The 20711-nt window shown below is 36.7% G+C and carries 18 protein-coding genes, 1 other RNA gene and 1 pseudogene; 6 read left to right on the forward strand and 14 right to left on the reverse strand.

Annotated elements, in window-relative coordinates; genetic code table 11:
- Window position 1 precedes the first annotated feature (1 nt).
- The gene (gene thrA / locus V6256_RS06575; protein WP_341597279.1) at window positions 2-2464 is read right to left on the reverse strand and encodes a bifunctional aspartate kinase/homoserine dehydrogenase I; all 2463 of its coding nucleotides are present in this window, start codon (window positions 2462-2464) and stop codon (window positions 2-4) included.
- Window positions 2465-2981: 517 nt separating this feature from the next.
- Between thrA and arcA the strand changes: the two genes are divergently transcribed.
- Window positions 2982-3701: a two-component system response regulator ArcA gene (arcA, locus tag V6256_RS06580; RefSeq protein WP_341597280.1), complete on the forward strand. Its 720-nt coding sequence runs from the start codon at window positions 2982-2984 to the stop codon at window positions 3699-3701.
- 136 nt (window positions 3702-3837) lie between these two features.
- Here the strand turns inward: arcA and arcB are convergent, their stop codons facing one another.
- Window positions 3838-6078 carry an aerobic respiration two-component sensor histidine kinase ArcB gene (gene arcB, locus V6256_RS06585; protein ID WP_341597281.1) on the reverse strand — a complete coding sequence of 747 codons (2241 nt, stop codon included), beginning with the start codon at window positions 6076-6078 and terminating at the stop codon, window positions 3838-3840.
- Between the two features lie 257 nt (window positions 6079-6335).
- On the opposite strand from arcB, the gene folE2 reads away from it, so the two are divergent.
- Entirely contained in the window at window positions 6336-7256 is a 921-nt protein-coding gene (gene folE2, locus V6256_RS06590) for a GTP cyclohydrolase FolE2 (protein ID WP_341597282.1), read from the forward strand.
- A gap of 214 nt (window positions 7257-7470) precedes the next feature.
- Here the strand turns inward: folE2 and V6256_RS06595 are convergent, their stop codons facing one another.
- Window positions 7471-8148, reverse strand: a complete 678-nt coding sequence (locus tag V6256_RS06595) for a pseudouridine synthase (RefSeq protein ID WP_341597283.1) — start codon at window positions 8146-8148, stop codon at window positions 7471-7473.
- Between the two features lie 200 nt (window positions 8149-8348).
- Between V6256_RS06595 and V6256_RS06600 the strand changes: the two genes are divergently transcribed.
- Window positions 8349-8696, forward strand: a complete 348-nt coding sequence (locus V6256_RS06600; protein WP_341597284.1) for a hypothetical protein — start codon at window positions 8349-8351, stop codon at window positions 8694-8696.
- A 142-nt stretch (window positions 8697-8838) separates the two neighbouring features.
- On the opposite strand, the gene V6256_RS06605 is transcribed toward V6256_RS06600, so the two are convergent.
- The 8 genes and pseudogenes from V6256_RS06605 to V6256_RS06640 form a co-directional block, all read right to left on the reverse strand.
- Window positions 8839-8988: a hypothetical protein gene (locus tag V6256_RS06605; protein ID WP_341597285.1), complete on the reverse strand. Its 150-nt coding sequence runs from the start codon at window positions 8986-8988 to the stop codon at window positions 8839-8841.
- A complete protein-coding gene (locus tag V6256_RS06610; RefSeq protein ID WP_341597286.1) occupies window positions 8988-9836 on the reverse strand; it encodes a VOC family protein in 849 nt (282 codons plus the stop codon). The genes V6256_RS06605 and V6256_RS06610 overlap by 1 nt, the downstream gene beginning before the upstream one ends.
- Before the next feature lie 439 nt (window positions 9837-10275).
- Window positions 10276-11304: an aldehyde dehydrogenase gene (gene aldA / locus V6256_RS06615; protein ID WP_341597287.1), complete on the reverse strand. Its 1029-nt coding sequence runs from the start codon at window positions 11302-11304 to the stop codon at window positions 10276-10278.
- Window positions 11297-11710, reverse strand: a complete 414-nt coding sequence (locus V6256_RS06620; protein WP_341597288.1) for an aldehyde dehydrogenase family protein — start codon at window positions 11708-11710, stop codon at window positions 11297-11299. The genes aldA and V6256_RS06620 overlap by 8 nt, the downstream gene beginning before the upstream one ends.
- A gap of 75 nt (window positions 11711-11785) precedes the next feature.
- Window positions 11786-12922, reverse strand: coding sequence for an FMN-dependent L-lactate dehydrogenase LldD (lldD, locus tag V6256_RS06625; protein WP_341597289.1), 1137 nt, complete (start codon window positions 12920-12922; stop codon window positions 11786-11788).
- Window positions 12919-13095, reverse strand: coding sequence for a hypothetical protein (locus V6256_RS06630; RefSeq protein ID WP_341597290.1), 177 nt, complete (start codon window positions 13093-13095; stop codon window positions 12919-12921). The genes lldD and V6256_RS06630 overlap by 4 nt, the downstream gene beginning before the upstream one ends.
- Before the next feature lie 522 nt (window positions 13096-13617).
- Window positions 13618-13962, reverse strand: a pseudogene (locus V6256_RS06635) (DUF4113 domain-containing protein).
- Window positions 13953-14561, reverse strand: a complete 609-nt coding sequence (locus V6256_RS06640) for a hypothetical protein (protein WP_341597291.1) — start codon at window positions 14559-14561, stop codon at window positions 13953-13955. Before V6256_RS06640 ends, V6256_RS06635 begins: the two are co-directional and overlap by 10 nt.
- Before the next feature lie 569 nt (window positions 14562-15130).
- On the opposite strand from V6256_RS06640, the gene V6256_RS06645 reads away from it, so the two are divergent.
- Complete coding sequence (locus V6256_RS06645) at window positions 15131-17380, forward strand: TonB-dependent receptor (RefSeq protein WP_341597292.1); 2250 nt, start codon at window positions 15131-15133, stop codon at window positions 17378-17380.
- A 591-nt stretch (window positions 17381-17971) separates the two neighbouring features.
- Here V6256_RS06645 and ssrA read toward each other — a convergent pair.
- Window positions 17972-18326, reverse strand: a transfer-messenger RNA (tmRNA) gene (gene ssrA / locus V6256_RS06650).
- A gap of 94 nt (window positions 18327-18420) precedes the next feature.
- The gene (gene smpB / locus V6256_RS06655) at window positions 18421-18906 is read right to left on the reverse strand and encodes an SsrA-binding protein SmpB (protein ID WP_341597293.1); all 486 of its coding nucleotides are present in this window, start codon (window positions 18904-18906) and stop codon (window positions 18421-18423) included.
- A 127-nt stretch (window positions 18907-19033) separates the two neighbouring features.
- On the opposite strand from smpB, the gene V6256_RS06660 reads away from it, so the two are divergent.
- Both V6256_RS06660 and V6256_RS06665 read left to right on the forward strand, forming a co-directional pair.
- A complete protein-coding gene (locus V6256_RS06660) occupies window positions 19034-19471 on the forward strand; it encodes a type II toxin-antitoxin system RatA family toxin (RefSeq protein WP_341597294.1) in 438 nt (145 codons plus the stop codon).
- Window positions 19472-19543: 72 nt separating this feature from the next.
- On the forward strand, window positions 19544-19846 hold the full coding sequence (locus V6256_RS06665) for an RnfH family protein (protein ID WP_341597295.1): 303 nt from the start codon (window positions 19544-19546) through the stop codon (window positions 19844-19846).
- 101 nt (window positions 19847-19947) lie between these two features.
- On the opposite strand, the gene V6256_RS06670 is transcribed toward V6256_RS06665, so the two are convergent.
- On the reverse strand, window positions 19948-20286 hold the full coding sequence (locus V6256_RS06670) for a hypothetical protein (RefSeq protein ID WP_341597296.1): 339 nt from the start codon (window positions 20284-20286) through the stop codon (window positions 19948-19950).
- Between the last annotated feature and the right edge of the window lie 425 nt (window positions 20287-20711).

The raw sequence follows: 20711 nt of genomic DNA on the forward strand, positions 1-20711 counted from the left end.
TTTAAAACTCCTGCTTCCAATTTAAAGTACGCAGTACATCTGCAAATACACCTGCAGCGGTTACTTCAGTACCTGCACCATAACCACGCAATACAAGCGGGATTGGTTGATAATATTGACTATAAAATGCTAATGCATTTTCACCATCTTTTACTTTATTTAGCGGATCATTCTCATCAACCGCCATAATGCTACATTTACATTTACCGTCTTCGATACTACCTATGTAACGCAATACTTTATTTTCTTCGTTTGCTTTATCTTGCAACTCTTTAAAGTACGCATCAGCTTCTGGTAAGCGAGCCATAAACTCATCTGTTGTACCCGTATCATCAAAACCAGGTGGTAATGCTTGCTCAACGTCAACATCGTCTAGCGTTAATTCCATCCCAGCTTCACGTGCTAAGATTAATAATTTACGAGCCACATCCGTGCCACTTAAATCATCACGCGGATCGGGTTCAGTAAAGCCAAGGTTACGTGCTTCTGAAGTCACTTCTGAGAATGATTTACCTTCATCAAGTTTACCGAATATAAATGATAATGAACCCGATAAAATACCATTAAACTTAACTAAACGGTCACCCGCATTGAATAAGTTTTGCATGTTTTCAATAACTGGTAACCCTGCACCTACGTTAGTATCGTATAAGAATTTACGACGCTTCATTAAAGCAGTTAAACGTAACTGGTGATAGTAATCCATACTACTTGTATTGGCTTTTTTGTTTGCCGTAACAACATGGAAACCTGACCCCAAGAAATCAACATAACGCGCGGCGATGCTATCATTACTTGTACAATCAACAATAACCGGGTTAATAATACGAGAGCCATCAACCAAGCTTTTCATTGTTGCTAATGACATTTCATCAGTGGCATCTTTTAATAGATCGCGCCAATTGGTTAAATCAACACCATTCACATCCATCAACATTGCACGGCTATTAGCAACACCACAAACACGAATCGCGATATTACGCTCTGCAAGATAACTTTGCTGACGATGAATTTGATCGATTAACGCGCCACCAACACCACCACAGCCAATAACAAACAAATCAATAAATTGTGCTTTGCTAAAGAAACTATGATGACATGCTGTAACGGCTTCATTGGCTTTTTGTTCTGAAACAACCGCTGAAATTGAACGCTCAGATGAACCCTGTGCAATCGCAGTCACATTGATAGATGCATCAGTTAAAGCCATTAAGAAACGAGCAGCAACGCCTTTTTCTTTTTTCATGCCATCACCAACAAGTGAGATGATTGCTTGCTTATCAATAACATCGATTTCTTCTAACAGATTATTTTCAAACTCTAATTTGAATTCTTCCGTTAATGTATCAATCGCCTTTTGTGTGTCACTAGAGTAAATACAAAAGCTTAAACTGTATTCAGATGAAGATTGTGTAATCAGAATAATTGACACACCAGCACGAGAAATCGTTGTAAAGATTCTTCCTGCCATGCCAACAATGCCTTTCATCCCAGGTCCTGAGATGCTTAACATGCTCAGTCCTTTTAGGTCTGAAATGCCTTTTACACGTAATTTTTGGTCACTTTTTTGTCCGCTGATCAAGGTACCCTCTGCTTGTGGATTATGGGTGTTTTTGATGAGGCAAGGAATACTGTGTTGTGCAATAGGCGCGATAGTTTTTGGGTGTAACACCTTAGCACCGAAGTAAGATAACTCCATCGCTTCAGCATAACTTAATGAATCAAGTAGCTTCGCATCTTTCACTAAACGTGGGTCGCAGCTGTAAACACCGTCAACGTCTGTCCAAATCTCACAACATTCTGCTTTTAAGCACACCGCTAATACCGCTGCCGAGTAATCAGAACCGTTACGGCCTAATACAAGTGTTTCACCTTGCTCATTACCCGCAGTAAAGCCGGGCATTAAATAAATTGCATTAGCAATAATAGATTCTTCGGCAAACAGTTCACGAGAAGCATTGATATCAATTTGCGCTTCTAAGTATCCGCCTTTGTAAGAAATTAATTTTTGTTGCGGTACGATTACCTGTACATCTTGCCCTTTGGCAATTAACAGTTGTTTCATACAAGCAATACTCAGTACTTCACCTTTACTTAATATACGAGCTTCAATACTAGGAGGGCATTGTCCTAATAAACGCACGCCTTCTAACAACTGGCTTAACTCGGCAATTTCAGTTTCAAAGGTATTTTTTAGTAGTTGGTCCGCAAGTTCAGCGTAAGTTTCTTTTAAGCCTTTAATTAGATCAGAAAATATTTTTTGAATAGCAATTAAATGCTCATCAGCGGGCAATCCTTGACTGGTTTTTTCTACTACAGCAACTAAATTATTGGTCACTCCAGATGGAGCAGATAATACTAAAGCAATTTGTGATTGCTGTTGGTTATTAATAACAATGTCTGCAACCTGATTAAAACGTTGAGCATTTGCTAATGAAGTGCCGCCAAATTTAAGTACGCGCATCGTACCTCCCTGCTTAAGACTAAAAAACCCGCCTTCAATAGCGGGTTTTTGAATGTAGATTTACTTTTTACAGAAACCAAAAAACACTGCGGACATAGCACAGCACTTTTCAATTTAAAAAGAGAGAAAAAAATAAAATCCATGTATTTAGTAGTTTCATAAAATATAATTCCGCCGATTATATCAAAGCTTAGTAGATACGGAAACTATCCAGCGGATTCAGTTGTAACTTAATTAGCATAATAAATAACAAAATATTAAGTCTATTTCATAAATCCATTGATTAATATCAAGTTGAGCAACTAATCATATTGTTTAATTGCATTATAAGTTGTTATCTATATGTTAAGTAATTACACTTTGCTACATCAAAAACGAATTCTTTTAAACCGTATTCAGTTTATCAACACCTTGTTTAAAAAGAAGACAAACATACTAATGTCACAATCGTTTTACATTGTTTTAACATTAATAATTAAAATAATGAACAAATTATTTACTTTACAGGAGTCAATTCATGTCTAGTGCTAAAATTTTAGTTGTAGAAGATGAGTTAGTTACACGCAACACATTAAAAAGCGTCTTCGAAGCTGAAGGCTATCAAGTATTTGAAGCCAATGATGGAACAGAAATGCATCATGTTTTGGATAATAACGACATTAACTTAATCATTATGGATATTAACCTACCGGGTAAAAACGGTCTGTTATTAGCACGAGAAATACGTGAACATAAAAATATCGCGTTAATCTTTTTAACCGGTCGTGATAATGAGGTAGACAAAATTTTAGGGTTAGAAATCGGTGCCGATGATTACATCACTAAACCATTTAACTCAAGAGAATTAACAATACGAGCAAGAAATCTGTTAACACGTACCATGCAAGATAGCGTGTATTTCGAAGAAGTTCGTCAAAAAGTAGAATGTTATAAATTTAGTGGCTGGACGCTGGAAATAGATAGCCGCTCGCTGATTAGTCCAAACGGTGATCTATTTAAATTGCCACGTAGTGAATTCCGTGCCATTTTACATTTCATTGAAAATCCAGGAAAAATACAAACTCGCGCGGACTTGTTAATGAAAATGACAGGTCGTGAGTTGAAAGCACAGGATAGAACAGTCGATGTCACCATTCGTCGTATTCGAAAACATTTTGAAACCGTGCCAGAATCAGCTGAGATCATTTCAACAATACACGGTGAAGGCTACCGTTTTTGTGGTGAGTTAGAGCAATAGTTGTGCCATAAATAGCTACTTATTATTGTCGATTATCTCTCAATCGACAATAATAAAAGCACCTTACTCTTACCTTAAACAGCTTTTACCAACTCGCTTTCCACCAGCAACTTTCAACGACATTAGGCATTAGGCATTAGGCATTATCTACAATCCATTTTTTTAAATAATCGATATCTTTCAAGTAACCCGTTTTAATTAATTCATGCCAATCATCAATATTATCCCACCATGCTGGCAAATCAGGAGATTGCATTTTTTGTGCTAACTCTTGAATACGTAATAAACCAATTGAAGCCGCGGCACTTTTAATTTTATGGGATTTTTCAACAATACCCTGTTGGTTTTTTGCCACCATATGACTATCTAAAACCGATAAGTACTCAGGCATCATTTGTTCAAATAATCTCACATTATCTAACATCACAGACAAAGGTAAAAAGTCCATTAACTCTTTAATCATCTCTTCATTAAGTAGCTCTATCTCATTAACCGTTATTGCTTGCCCATGGCGATGCTTGGTTTTGATGATCTTATTATCACTAAACTGACGTTCTAACATATCGTTTAAAGAAGCCAAATTAAGTGGTTTGCCAATCGCATCATCTAAACCTTTATCAATAAACTGCTTATTATCAGTAAAAATATTTGCTGTTAAAGCCACAATCGGCGGTGTCTTATTAGATAGAGCACGAATTCTTTCTGTTGCTTCATAACCATCCATGTCTGGCAGCTGTATATCCATCAATATCAATTCAAATGTCTGCTGGTTGGCCATTTCAATCGCCTGTTTTCCACTCATTGCCACAGTGACTTGGTGCCCTTGCTTTTCTAATAGTGCACGCGCGACGATCACATTTAACTCGATATCTTCAACTAATAAAATGGATAACTTAGGTGCTTGAAAATTACTTTTAAATGATTTACCAACAAAACAACCACTCGGAATACGCAGCGTAAATGTACTGCCCTTATCAAGTTCACTGGTTACCGTTAACTGTCCTTTCATGGCTTTTACTATTTTACTGGAAACCGATAAGCCAATACCTGTACCCGTTGCATGTCGACTACCTTTCACTTGATAATACATGGCAAATATCTTATCTAACTTATCTTGAGGAATACCTACGCCAGTATCTTGGACTTCAAAACATAACCAGCTTTGGCCATTTTCTACTTCACTGGTACAACGAATATCAACTTGCCCCTGATCCGTAAACTTCACTGCATTAGTGATTAAATTCCATAAGACTTGGCGAAGACGGGTGCCATCAGAATAAAGGCATCGAGGCAAATCATCCGATTGTGTGAAAACCAGTTTAAGCTTTTTTTGCTCTATTTGAATAAAGGCTAAACTTTGCAGGTCATTTAAAAAGTCATCAAGCACAATACAATCGTTAACTAGGTTCAAACGACTACGATCTAACTTATCCAAATCAACAATATCATTAAAGATATTACCAAGCGTGATAGCGCTCATGTGAATAGTTTTAAGGTATTGAATCTGCTCTGAATTAAAGTTTTCATCTAACAACATACGACTCAAACCAACAATCCCATTAAGCGGCGTTCTTAGCTCATGGCTAATGGTAGAAATAAATGTTGTTTTATCGCGACTGGCTTTTTCTAAATACTCTTGGTGTTTTTTACGCTCGGTAATATCACGTCCAAAACCAATTAAACCGACACACTCTTGGTTACTATTAAACAACGGTAAAGAACGTATTTCAAAATAAACAAGCTGCCCGTTCGGATATTGCAACCAGGTTTCATGGATTTCTTCTTTATGTGTTTTAATCACTTTGTTATGACGCAGAGTCACCTCTTCAGCATAGTCTTTAGAGAAAATATCCGAGGGTGTTAAGCCTATTAATGATCCTTCTGTTTTACCCGATAATAATTCCATGGCTTTATTACAGCGCACAAAGTGTTCGCCTATATCACGATGAAAAATCAAATCTGGCGAGGTATCAAAGAAAGACTGAAGTAGACTGGTTTTTTCTAATAATTCACGTTGTGTATTTTGATGCTCAACAATCTCTTTTTCTAATAATGTTGTTTTCGCTTTATCATCAATGGAAATGCGCTCCAGTTTTTGTACACTTGAAGACAACCTTTCACGCGTTGTATCTAAATCATCAACAACAACCGTTAAAAAATACACCGACCAAGGCGTGATAATTAACCCTAATGCAACCGAGCGATATAAGTCAGCCATATCCAAAGGTTCTGAAAGCAACAGCCCCAATACCACTTGTAAAAATACATCTGAAAAAATAATGGCAAAAGCTAATAATGAACTAAATTTAATTGGACCAAGACGTTTTAATAACGCCACATAGTAATGAACCCATGTTTTTAAATTAAGTAAACTCACATACCCTCACAATAACGATTATTTTATACAACACATTGTACCTTTATTTAACGACTTAACCTTATTAGTAATCAATCTTTTAGCATCAAAAACATCTCATAAGTAAGTAATCTTAATTATCTATCGTTATTACTTATCGATAGCTAAGAAAAAACCTTTGTATTTGATGGTTTTTAATTTTTCAGAACACGTCTATAATGCGCCCTCGTTATAGAATTATCTATCCACGCAAATAATGTTGAAGGGAGCCGTATTACATGGCAATGCCAGATATCGCAAATAGCGCACAAGCTCAAACTGCAGGTAAACTAGACCGTGTTGGTATGAGTAATATTGAACTGCCATTAATGGTACAGACAGATAATTTTCCTGCACAGCAAGTCAGTGCTAAAGCTGAAGTATTTGTTAACCTTGGAGATCCAAAAGCCAAAGGCATCCATATGTCTCGCTTATATCTTCAATTAGATGAGCTTTCTACCGAATCAGAATTAACACTACAAACGTTAACCGCATTATTAGACGGCTTTATTGAAAGCCATCAAGATTTAAGCACAGAAGCCTTTGTAAAAATTTCGTTTGATTATAATTTACGTCGTAAGTCACTTATTAGTGAAAAGCGTGGTTGGAAAGCTTACCCTGTTGTGATCATCGGGCGCTTAATCAACGGTGTTCACGACTATGAACTACAGGTAGATGTACCTTATTCATCAACTTGTCCTTGTTCAGCAGCACTTGCTCGCCAATTAATTCAAGAAGCATTTAGAGAGCAGTATGCACAGCAAGAAACAGTCAACAAAGAAGAAATTGTTAACTGGTTAGGTTCAACAAAAGGCATTGTAGCAACACCGCATAGCCAAAGAAGTGTTGCTGAAGTAAAAGTAAAACTGACACCATCAGCAGATAACTTCCCTATTATCGCTTTAATTGACTTAATTGAAGAGACGTTAAAAACGCCTGTTCAAGCGGCAGTAAAACGTGAAGATGAGCAAGAATTTGCACTGTTAAATGGCCAAAACTTAATGTTCTGTGAAGATGCAGCTCGTCAACTACAATACGCATTATTACAACAAGCTGATTTCGAAGATTTCTGGTTACGTATTAATCATTATGAAAGTTTACATGCGCATGATGCTGTGTCTATCACAACAAAAGGCATTGAAGGCGGTTACCAAGCTTAATAGTAACAAAAAGGTTAGGTTGCTAAGCCTTATCAATCAGAAAATGACCTTTTAAAAAATTTACTAAGCTAAAGCCACCCAGCTAAAAACAAAAAGGTAAAAGCACTGTCTTTTACCTTTTTTATTTCTCTAACTTAATGTTTCCCCGCACAGCCTTTACTCTATTTACTTAATAGATTGCACAAGACTAAGTAAACTCAATAAAACAGCTACTCTACTGCTCACCCACAGGGCTAATAAAAGGCACATCTGCTTTAAAACAAATATTCTTTTTAGTATAAGGATGTTGAATGGATATTTGACTCGCATGTAATAGTAATCGTGGTGACAAAGCCAATGCCTGCGGATCGGCATAGAAGTCATCTCCCAAAATAGGATGCCCGAATGCCATCATATGTAAACGTAACTGATGAGTTCGACCAGTCACTGGCATTAACTTCACCAATGTACTCTGCTTACCATAGCTAACCACTTCATAATACGTTTTACAAAGCTTACCTTTTTCTAAATCAACTTTATGACGCGGAGGATTATCAACATCTTTACTTAATGGGAAATCAAGGCAGCCACTATCTTCTTTGATATGGCCAAACACACGAGCATAATAGATTTTTTTAGTCTCCCGCTCTTGAAATTGCATTTTCAACGCTCTTTCTGCATCTTTTCTCAAAGCAAATATAATAACGCCAGAAGTGGCTAAGTCTAAACGATGGACGGTATGGCTATTAGGATGTTTCTCCAACAAACGGCTATACATACTTTCATGACGTTCAATATCTCTTCCGGGAACAGATAAAATACCCGCAGGTTTGTTAAAGACAATCATATCTTTATCTTTATAAATGGTATCTAACCAAGGCTCTGTTGGCGGGTTATATAAAAAATCATGCATAAGAGAATCTACTGAGGTTGAACATTCAAGCAAGATACCTATTTAAATAACATTTATCAATCAATACCAATAACATTGCCGCTCAAAGCAGTGCCCAGTTTTCATAAAAATTGCGTTATTAGATTATAAATAAGACTCCACTAGGACCTCACATTGTTCTAAACTAAAAAACAACAATATGTATAAAAGGAATTAAATAAATGAAAACAAAATTATTACTTGTTACTTCAACACTACTATTCGCTTTAAGCATGTCACAAGCTGCTATTATTAATCCAGATTGTGATACATCTAAAGTTGCAACCAGTGCAGCAGTCAAAGCGACAACCGGTGTATCTGGCCCTTGTACAGCAGAAAAAGCTGCAGAGCGTGCTGTTGACGATAAAAAAGATGCCGTTAGTGACGCAACTGAAGATGCTAAAAAAAGCATAGAAGAAAAAACAGATAACGTGAATGACAACATTGATGATAAAGCTAATGACATCAATGATGCAAAAGACAATCTCGATGACATTAAAAAAGATCCTGTAAAATCATTAGTTAACTAATGATTCTGTTATCTTTTAAGAACAGTGCATCGCTTCAAAAAATTTAACTTGTACTCTATTTATTAAAAAGGCTCGCTGAATAAACAATCCAGCGAGCCTTTTAATTTTATCTACTATCTATCTTTAGCAATAAGCGTTGTCGTTATAAACGACCACCAACACCAATGCTTGGATTCACATAAACAGGGCCAATATTAAATGGCACACCAATATCTAAACTAGCATAAGGTGAACAAGAAGCTAGCACCATCACACCTGCAACCACTAGTAAAAAACGCGTTACGATTTTCATTATTCAACCTCCTGTATAACAAAACCAGCACCAGATGGATCACGCACAATTGCGACACTGCCACCACGTACTTCTTCGGTTGGTGCCATCAGAACATCACCACCAAATGCATTAACTTTTTCTAACGTAGCATCAACATCATCGACCTTGATATAGTTAACCCACGTACTTGCTACTTCGCTATTTGGTTTTTTCACAATACCAAACGCAGGCGCATCATCCACTGTTACGTAAAGGTAATGATTACCTTTAACTGAGCGTTGTAAAGCTTTGTAATTAGCAATTTTTTCATAAAAAACTAAACTGCTTTCAACACTATCAGTCCAGACTTCTTGCCACATCCAACTACCTGATAGTTTAGGAAGTTTTTCTGGATCGCCAGAGACAGTATCGATTAAAGAAAAAACCGCACCTTGAGGGTCACGAACCACACCAATATGACCACGGCCTGATAGTTCAGTACTTGAAATTAATACCTTACCACCAGCACCTTCAGCTTTTGCTAAGCTACTATCCAAGTTATCAGTTGATACAACAGGTAACCAGTAACTAGAAACATTACTACTTGGTAACGTAGCCATCCCACCAATCAAATCACCTTGATAAGTAATGGTTGCGTAATCATCACTATATTGATCAAAATGCCAACCAAATACATTCTCATAAAAATTCTGTGCTTCAGCAGGTTTATGAGTCACTAGATCACGCCAGATAACCTGTCCCGTTAATTTTGTATTGCTCTCGCTCAATGCAGGCAGCTCAACAGATGTTGTTGTACATGCTGTTAACCCTATTGCTAAAGAGCCAGACAGAAGCAATGCTCCCCACCCATTCGCATTTTTTTTCATTAGTATCACATCCTTTTAGTTAATGATTGGATTATTAAGCACTTATTCACATAAATTTTAGTTTAACAAATCCACCATTAAAATCAAAAATACCAATATACAATGATTTATCTAACTAATTAAAAGTACTAAAAACCAATTTAGTTAGAATATTTTATTGCTTTTGGCCCAGACAGACACATTGCCTTAATTCATTAAGGTGAATCATCTTACGTCTTTATTTAAAAATTTTTTAAGTAAACACACTGAGTGAGAAGAAAAAGATGAAGATTAAGGTAATGACTTAAATAAGTTAAGCATGATTGATTTGATCAAAAAATGAGCCTGCAACTTACATAAACAAAAATGGATCAGCTGAATTTATACTAAACGCTTTTTCTAACAAAAGTCGCCACAAAAAAAACATAAAAACAACTGATCTATGCGCTATGATATTAACTTAGCACTGCATATATACCACCTGCGTGCTCAAGAACTCATATAAACCATGTTTTCCATCAGCGCCACCAAGACCTGATTTCCTCATGCCAGCATGGTAACCTTGCATCGCTTCGAAATGCTCTCTATTGATGTATGTCTCACCAAACTCTAACATTTTCACTGCATGCATTGCTTTAGAAAGATCTTTTGTGAAAATCGATGATGTTAATCCAACATCACAATTATTAGCATGTTCAATCGCTTCATCTAATGAATCTACGATTTGGATAGGTAATACAGGCCCAAAGGTTTCAACCTTCATAATATCCATGGACATATCACAACCACTTAACACGGTAGGTAAAAAGTAATGTCCTTGAGGTGTCTCAGCCCGTGTACCACCACATTCCAATTTTGCTCCTTGAGCAATTGCCGTACTCACTGCTTCTTGTACTTTCATAACGGCTTGACTATTGATAAGCGGTCCCATATCGATATTTTTATCCACTAATGGGTTACCAAAGCGAGTTTCATTCATTGCATCTGTTATTTTTGAAATAAATTCCTCAGCAACACCTCGTTGAACATAAACACGCTCAGCACAATTACAAACCTGTCCTGAGTTAATCACTCTAGAGTCGCGAATTGCTTTTACTGCCATATCAATATCAGCATCGTCTAATACAATAGCAGGAGCCTTACCTCCTAATTCCAAATTCAACTTGGTAATATTAGGGGCAGCAGCCGCCATGATATTTTCACCTGTTTTAACACTACCAGTGAAACTGATCATATCAACTTTAGCACTTCCTGATAGCTCAGCACCGATATCACCTCGCCCAGAAATGACATTAAATACGCCATCAGGTAACCCGACTTCAGCAGCTAATTTTGTAAATTCAAAACAATTATTTGGCGTTTCTTCACTGGGTTTAATAACAATGGTGTTACCTGTTACTAAAGCGGGTGCCATTTTTCGTGCAATCAAAAAGAATGGGAAGTTCCAAGGTAAGATACCAGCCACAACCCCCACAGGTTTTCTAAACAAAAATATATTTTCCCCCCGCTCTGTCACTGGTGATGATTTCACCTTCAATTCTTCGTGCCCATTCAGCCATATAGTCCATATAATCAGCAGTAAACTGAACTTCGACAAGAGCAAGCTCTAACGTCTTACCTTGCTCTTCACTAATGATATTGGCTAAGTCGCCACTTTTTTCACGAATTTTATTTGCAATTTTGCGTAGATAATTTGCTCTTTCAATTGCCGCAAAACTGGACCACTTACGCTTAGCATCTGTTGCGGCCTTTAAAGCGGCATCAACATCATTATTATCAGAATTAGGAATAGTTGAAATTAACTCTTCTGTAGCGGGATTAAAGACATCAATCCTATTACGACTATCCGTGAAGGAGCCATTAATATAATTACTGTAATGTTTAACTTTTGTCATATTTAACTTCCCTTGTAGTGTTATCTTACTAACGTGAACCTAACAATAGAGCACCTAAAAATAAGTGCCCGATTTTTATTTTCTTACTAAAGAATCTGTTGTTAAATCGCTGAGACTTTTAGCCCCTGTAAGTGTCATCGCTACCCGCATCTCTTTTTCATATAAATCGATCAACTGTTCAACTCCAGCCTCACCACGAGAAGCTAAAGCATAGATGTAAGACCGTCCCAATAACGCACAATCTGCCCCTAGGGCGATCATTTTAACGACATCCAAACCACTACGGATACCTGAATCGACTAGAATTTTAATATCATCTTTTACGCTGTCAGCAATCTTAGGAAGTGCCTCTGTGGTTGACATAACACCATCCAACTGCCTGCCCCCATGATTCGAAATGACAATACCATCAGCCCCAAAAAGCACGGCATCTTTTGCATCTTGCTCATCTAAAACCCCTTTGATTATCATTGGGCCATCCCAAAACTCTCGTATCCACTCCAAATCTTTCCAGGAAATTGTCGGGTCAAAATTCTTTCCTAGCCAACCAATATAATCTTCTAAGTGTGTCGGAGCGCCTAGGTAAGTTGAAATGTTTCCAAGGTCATGAGGTTTACCTTTAATACCCACATCCATTGCCCAACTAGGATGAAGCATCGCTTGTAAAACACGTTTAATCGATGCATTGGCGCCACTCATCCCTGAATGGTTATTCCGATAACGCGCCCCTGGCACAGGCATATCAACAGTAAATACTAAGGTTTTAACGCCTGATGCTTTTGCTCGCTCCAATACATTCTTCATAAACTCACGGTCTTTGAGAACATACAATTGAAACCACATAGGTCGTTGAATCGCTGGCGCAACCTCTTCAATAGGACATATGGAAACAGTAGACATGGTAAAAGGAATGCCTTTATTGTCAGCAGCTTTTGCCGCTTGAACTTCACCTCGCCTTGCATACATACCCGTTAAACCAACAGGTGCAAGAGCTATTGGCAACGTTAATTTTTCTCCGAAAAGATCAAGGCTAAGATCTAAATCAGACATATCCTTTAATATTCGTTGACGCAATGAAACATCTTTTAATGCGTCTACATTGCGTTGTAATGTATTCTCTTGAAAGGAGCCACCTTCAATATAATGGAATAAAAACGGAGGTAACTTTGCTTTTGCCATACGATGAAAATCAGCCGGTGAAGAAATAATCATACATTCCCCTCCACTTTAGAAAGCCCATACTGGGTACTTACTAAAGAAAGAGGCATCGCCCATTTTAAATGAGTGTTTATATGATCAAACGCGTCTCGACTAAAGCCTAGAGCATGCTGCTTTAAGCAACGACCATTTATTTTTTGCATTAAATGATTACGTATTTTTGGCATCTTCTTTTCCTATCGCATTTTAACAAGGTTCATTAACATAATGTTTTTGTACTTTAGAGGTGTTATCTGTAAAAGCTGCTGTAAAATATTTCTTTATTTTAAACAAAAGAAAAGCGTCCACTATTCAATGAATCAATGAAAGCAATGGCTTCAGTTTAAAAATTAAACCTAGCTATTTTTCTAAACGAAGACCATATCCTTATAATTTTTATAAGACATAGAGCATTTCATTATTTCTAAAGTTGACGCACCATATGTAATTGCCAGTGTTTTAAGATAAAGTTTTGCTAATACTTCTATTTTGTGTATTTACCTCAATGCGTTATCTAAGCAATCACCATAAATAATGATGCCATGGCTCGGTGGTAGAGTGGCTGACTAGTGACATAAAGTCTTTGACTGATACTAGATACGGGGTGTGCAATGAGTCGATGAAGTGGGCTTATTAAAAATAGAAACAACGAGTCTATTTTCCATTGAGGTTTTTATATACAAAATAATACACTTTTCACTGTAACAGGCTTAACAAGTGATTTTCGGAATGTGTCGCCAATTGGTTGTATATTGAGGGGATAATAATTCACGGCGCATTTACCACCTTTCCTCAATACCTTGTGCGGCAAAAAAGCCGGTATCAGTGCCATATCGATTGTTTATTTGATCAAGCACATTCATTAACGGGATATTGTCTATTGGTGGAGAAAATAAATCCCCTTGTAGGTTTGCTTCACTGCTTAAACTTAATAAGCCTATCCCTATTTTATAATAGGCAACGCCAGGCTTAAAAAGCTGATGTATATTTTCACTAATTGCTTTTAGCAGCTGTGCGGTATCGTTCGTAGGAGGATTAAACTGCTTTATTCCAATGAAATTGAACCGACTATCTCACCTTCCTCAAGAACAAAAAGCACGTTGGCTATTACAGCGTTACCGTAACTATCATCACGCCACGCATCATTATGTAAATAAATAAAATTATTCAATATTTCTTCCGGAGCATCTTTACCAACGACCATTAAACCTGTTCTTCTCGCTATCGAGACAAGTAGTTGCTTGGCATTTAAAATATCATGCGCTTTTTGCATTTGCTTTTTAGATAAAATAGCTTCACTACTAAAAGGGTTTCCACTAGCGGTTAACACTTTATTATCTAACACTTCGGAAGGAGTAAAGGTAACGTCCATAGCATCAATGTTGGTAAAAGCTTCTTGTACTGTGGTATTTAAATCTAATTCATTACTATCTTGGTGAGTCAAAAAAATAAAGTTATCAGGAGTATCATAACCAAAACCAATCACCACTTTAGGAGACTCTTCTGAGCCAAGTAAAATAGAATATACTGCACCATGATCTATTCCGACCCAGTCACCTGATTTAATTATTGGATAGAAGGTTCTTTCTTTGAGATCTACAGAAACCTCTTTCTCTAAATGCTTTGGTAAAGTGTCTATTTTCTGCTCTGCCATACTCGCTCCTGAAAATGCAGTAATTAAGATTAATAATATAATTTTGATAGTAAGCCTCATATGTTATTTAGGTGCATATACCATACGATAAAGAAATTTGTAGTTAAGTAAAATAAGTGGCAACGAACAACAAAGCAAGTGTAATTTCGGCTTTAACCCAAAAGGCTAAATAAAAAAGCCTTAAAGTTAGAAAGCAAAGGATGGCTTAAAAATCATAAAAAAAGGGTACAAAATGGCTACTTTATAAGAAGCCGTTCCCTCCTTAATTCCAGAAAAAGTCTTACGAGCATTTGCACCCATTATGCCTGATGGCAGAGGTTCAGCGGAGGTTCCAAGTAAGACAAACCACTTTAAACCTATTAGTTAAGTACCACCATTTATTGTCTTTTTATCATTACAAAATATTGAAGTTTTATGAGAGCCTAGGACTTAAAAGTTAAATATCCCTACTATTGATCAATAATAATTATCATTTACAATAAACTGTATTAATAATACAGCGGACGTAATATTATTAACAATGTATAACTTCTGCTGCCATTTAACGAACTTAATTAAGTGAAGTAAATATGAAAAGTAGCAAAAAAATTACTCTGTCGATTATTACTCTTTGTATCAGCCAACAACTGTATGCAGAGACAACACCTGAAGACTCTATAAATACTATCTTGGTAACGGCTGATGCAGCAAAGACCGGTACAGTCTTAGCACAAAAAATTAGTGAAATGCCCGCAGTTACACAAGTTATAAATGAAGAAGAAATCCAGATGCAAGCAACTGGGAATCGTACGATAGGTGATATATTAGCGCAGCTAATCCCAAGTTTAGGGGCAAGCAGTGGTTCAACAAGTAATTATGGAACCACTATGCATGGACGACCTGTACAATATCTACTTAATGGTGTCCCATTGAGTAGTTCTCGTAGTTTATCACGCGAACTAAATAGTATTGATCCTGAACAACTTGAACGAGTGGAAGTTATTTCAGGAGCAACAAGTATTTATGGTGCAGGTGCATCTGGTGGTCTTATTAATATTGTTACTAAATCACTTCATAATTATGGTTCCTTTATGGAAACTAGAATAGGTACAAGCAGTAGTAGAGAGTTTAATTCTGAGTCATTAGGCTATCATATTGGTCAAACCCTTGGTTATGGTGGTGAAGAATGGTATGGCCGAATTGATATTGATTACGATAGTAAAGGTGGGGGCTTTGATAGTAATGACGACCGTATAAGCCCTGACGTAAACCAAACAGACCAACAAGATACTAACTCTTTGAGTGTTAATGGTAGCATAGGTGTTAATCTAACAGATACTCAGACACTAGACCTAGCAGTTACTTATTACAACGATCAACAAGACACTGATTATGGCCCAGATTACGGTGATAATTTAGCTGTATTATATGGCACCTCACCTTCTCTAGATGCTATTGATGGTGCAAATATAGAAGACCAACCTAAAACCACTAAAGTATCAATAAATTTAAATTATAATAACACTGACATAGCAGGTTCAAATTTAAGTGTAACTGGCTACTATAGAAACGAAAAAGATAGATTTTACCCATCTGTAAAAACGGTCATTGGACAACCTGATTATGTTGCCTATGGCTACGGTAACCCATATTTTATAACTCAATCAGAGGCTCAAGTTGAGGTAATGGGAGTCCGCGCTGTAATGCAAACAGAAGGTCAGTTTGCAGGAAAAGATATACTACTAAGCTATGGCTCTGATTTTGAGAGAGAAAAAAGTGAACAAATATACTATGGCCAAGACTTCAATAGTTTCTTTACTAGCAATGGGTTAACTTCTCAAAAAAATGGAGTAAATTACAATGGAGGCCCAGTAACAACCACTGATAAACTGGGTATTTTTATTAATACAGATATAGATTTAACGGATAAGTGGCATGCCAGTGCAGGAATTCGTTATCAAAATATTAAAGCAAAAACAGATGCTTTTACTCCTATCTATGAGCAAATGCTTGAAGAATATTACGCTAATGATTCTTCCACTAACTACCAAGCAGGAACTGTTGAAAAAGGAAAAACAGATCATGATAAATTTTTATTTAATTTAGGCGCTAGTTATCAAATAACTGCAAATGATCAAGTATTTGCTAACTTCTCTCAAGGCTTTACTACTGCAGATATACAGCGTGCGCTACGTGATGTCCGGGCAGGGTTTGTAGTTAATTCCGATAACGTTCAACCTATCACAACCAATAACTTTGAGTTTGGATGGCAAGGCCAGCATGGTGACACAAAAGCAAGGTTGAGTAGCTTTTATAACGAATCAGATAAAGTTGTACGATTTACTAATAGCTATACAGTAGAAGTTATCGATACAGATGAACGTATTTATGGCTTAGAGGGATCGCTAACGCATAACCTGAGTGATAAATGGCAAATTGGAGGAACAGCTGCTTATACTCGTGGGCAATATAAAAACAATGGAGATTGGTTAGAGTTATCAGCGGTAAGGTTAACTCCCTTAAAAGGAACTGCCTTTACTCAATACAGTTTTAACGGAGGTAGTAACATCCGTTTACAAGCTTTAGCCATCGCTGGTGATGATAGAGCTTATAAAGATCAACAAAATGATCCAAACTCAAGTGCATTGGCTATTACAGGTTATATGACCTTAGATTTATTAGGTCAAATACAACTCCCTGTCGGAGAAGTCTCTTATGGGATTTATAACTTACTTAATAAAGATTACCTAACGGTATACCACCAAACCACCTATGGCGATATGAATCGTTTGCCAGCATCAGGCACAACAGTCGGTTTAAATTATGCTTTCAAATATTAATCCAATAAGAGTTAATATTTAACTTCTTAGCTCACCGCTTCTATAAAAAAACCGCTTTTGTATTTAAACAAAAGCGGTTTTTTATATGTTCGATGAAGTAAGTTCGAATCTAAGAATACCCAAATTTCTACTTATACTAATCACACTAATTAACTGATCTATTTTACTTGCTAAAATAACTTATTTCTTCGTTGTAATTTTCGTAAATAGAACAACTATTTAACTCAAATTACGCCTTAAACTAAGTCATTTTTTCTGCGCAAAATTTAGATCACTTATTTAATATAATTGGTATTAATATAAGCAAAAAGACTGGACATATATAGAGATAATCACCACCAGAAAAGCTCTTGGTGATCAACTTGCTATGTTTCATCATCGGTTTAGCTGGTTTGACTTCCGTATTATTAAAGATGCTGTTCTAGCTATTATCTAGTACCGGCTTTTGTTGAATTGTTACGATACTAGAAACTGTACTAGTTAAAGTACTAGGTCAGCAGCCTGTTTCAAAACCTATAGACATAAAAAAACCCGCAAGGCCTTTGGTTATTGGCGTTGCGGGTCTTTAACGGTCTTCTTAAGACCTCGAGGTGGTGGAGATGGGGGGAGTCGAACCCCCGTCCGAAAAACCTACGTCCTCGGTACTACATGCTTAGTCTATCTTTTAGTTAACTCTCGACACTCCGACAGACAGGATTGCAAAGAGCGAGTCCGATACTATTTCGCGGTTCACCCTCGAACAAGGTTCCCTCGCTATCCAAATGTAAATGACCTTCCGAATCCCTGCCCATAGGAGAAACGTGGGTGGAAGGCTAGCTAGCCTAAGCTGCTAGAGCGTAGTTATCGTCGTTTGCAACTATAACTTTGACGGCTTTTTACGAGGCCAGCCGTCACCTCGGCATGCACCTTGGGTTTCATGAATCTCGTCGAGTCCTAAATCATCCCCAGATGGTTAGTAATAAATTACCAACAGATTGAGTCTAACAAAGCTATTTGCATCAAGATAGTATTATCTAACAAATAGCTTGCCAACTGCTCAATTATCGAGCGTCATGCTTCATCATACGTTCTTTTTGTACTTTCCATTCACGATCTTTTACATCATTTCGTTTATCGTGATCTTGTTTACCTTTCGCTAAAGCAAAAGAAATTTTAACCCATGCTTTTTTCCAATAAAGCGAAATGGGAATAATTGAATACCCTTGACGCTCTACTTTACCTACTAAGTTATCAAGCTCACGTCGTTTAAGTAATAGTTTACGATAACGTAAAGGATCACAAACCACGTGCGATGATGCAGCAATCAATGGCGGAAATGATGAATTTAATAACCACGCTTCTCCATTTTTCAAGAAGATATAGCTATCTGCGATATTTGCTTTACCGGCGCGTAAAGTTTTTACCTCCCACCCTTGTAACTCGAGTCCCGCTTCAAAGCGTTCTTCTAAGTGATATTCATGAGAAGCACGTTTGTTACGTGCAATCGTATTGTCGTTGTTTTTTGATTTTGAATTTTTTTTAGCCATAGACTCTAGTATAAAGAGTGTTTTTTTAAATGGCTATTTGATTTCGTAAAAAGCCACTCATTTATAAGCATTTTTCGCAATTTATTTTAACTTAAAGTAAGATGCTCTTTTTTATTAGAGGTAAAAGATGGCTCAAGTATCGCGAAGTGCCCTATTGATGTATAGCGCACAAGAAATGTATCAACTAGTAAACGATGTGAATGCTTACCCTGAGTTTTTGCCCGGTTGCAATGATACAAAGGTATTAATTGATGAAGCAGAATTGATGAGAGCATCGATTCAAGTCTCGAAAGCAGGGATCAGTCAAACTTTTGTTACTGAAAATACATTAATTGCAAATAAAGCTATTGCGATGAACCTAGTTGAGGGGCCTTTTAAACACCTCAGTGGCGGTTGGACTTTTACAGCACTTGACGATCAAGCTTGTAAAGTCAATTTAGACTTACAATTTGAATTTAGCAGTAAGATAGTTGAGCTTGCTTTTGGGCGCATATTTAATGAGTTAGTTGGCTCAATGGTTAAATCTTTTTCCAATAGAGCTAAAGCCATTTATGGTGAACGTTAACAGCCCTTGCCATTCTCAAAAGCATTTACCGAGATACGATTGTAAAATAAAAATTAATTAAGAGTAGAAACAATGAGTCAGACAATTGATATTGAAGTCGTTTATGGTCTTCCACACAAACAAGTATTGCTGTCTTTAAAAGTACCGGAAGGCACAAGCATTGAGCAGTGCATAAAGTTATCAGGTATTGTTAAGCATTTTCCTGAAATTGTGCCTAGTGAAGCCGTTGTTGGTATTTTTAGTAAACCAAGTAAACTGGATACTATAGTGCAACAAGGTGACCGAATTGAAATATACCGCCCTTTAATTGCTGACCCTAAAGAGATGCGTAAATTACGAGCAGAACGAGCAAAAAAGCAGGCAGATACAAAATAACAGCGACTTAATTGCTCAACGTACTGATACTAAATATATTGTTCGATAACACTAGCACAACAATTAAAGTATTTATTTTGCTAGTGTTTTTTATTTTTCAGCTAATTAATTAAGCCAAATAGACTTAATAGATGAATAATAGGTAGCATCAGCATACAAATAACAGCCAACCACATGATCCACCCGATAAAGCCATTATCTTTCATTGTTCTTAACAAACTTGAACCATGAAGTTGACCCGCATAATACAAAAGAAAGTACTGTACTAACATAATACCAATAACCGCTGGTACACTAGGTAGACCCAAAAAAGCAATAACTGGCGGTAGTGTTAATACCGACATATAAGCGACAGCGATAACAATCACAAATGTTTTCGGCCTAAACCCAGTTAAATTCTCCAGTACAGAATCACTTTGCCTAAGATTTTTATTTGCCATTGTTATTACCTCATTATTAACATTGATAAGAATTATTGGAGGGGAATAATAACGTTTAAAACGAAAGTATTCACTTATAAATTGATTAAATGATCTTTTAGTCAATTTATAAGTGAATAACAATAACAAGACCTTCCTATCAATTAGGCAGTAAATAAATTCAATGCCTATATTTTTGAGGCCACCACAGAAAATTCTAATATCAAAGTGTAATTATTAAGAAAGCACCACCTTTTCGTTAAACTTTGACAAACAAAGCAAATTAGTTTGAATTTTAAGCAACTGGCACTTCATTTGCTTATCATTCAATAAAAACTGCAAATAACACTTGCAATATTTTCTGAGAGCTATAGTATTCGCCCCACTTAAACGGACGCGAGATGGAGCAGTCTGGTAGCTCGTCGGGCTCATAACCCGAAGGTCGT

Origin of the sequence: Psychromonas aquatilis, assembly GCF_038155185.1 — a bacterium.
Taxonomy (GTDB): Bacteria; Pseudomonadota; Gammaproteobacteria; order Enterobacterales; family Psychromonadaceae; genus Psychromonas; species Psychromonas aquatilis.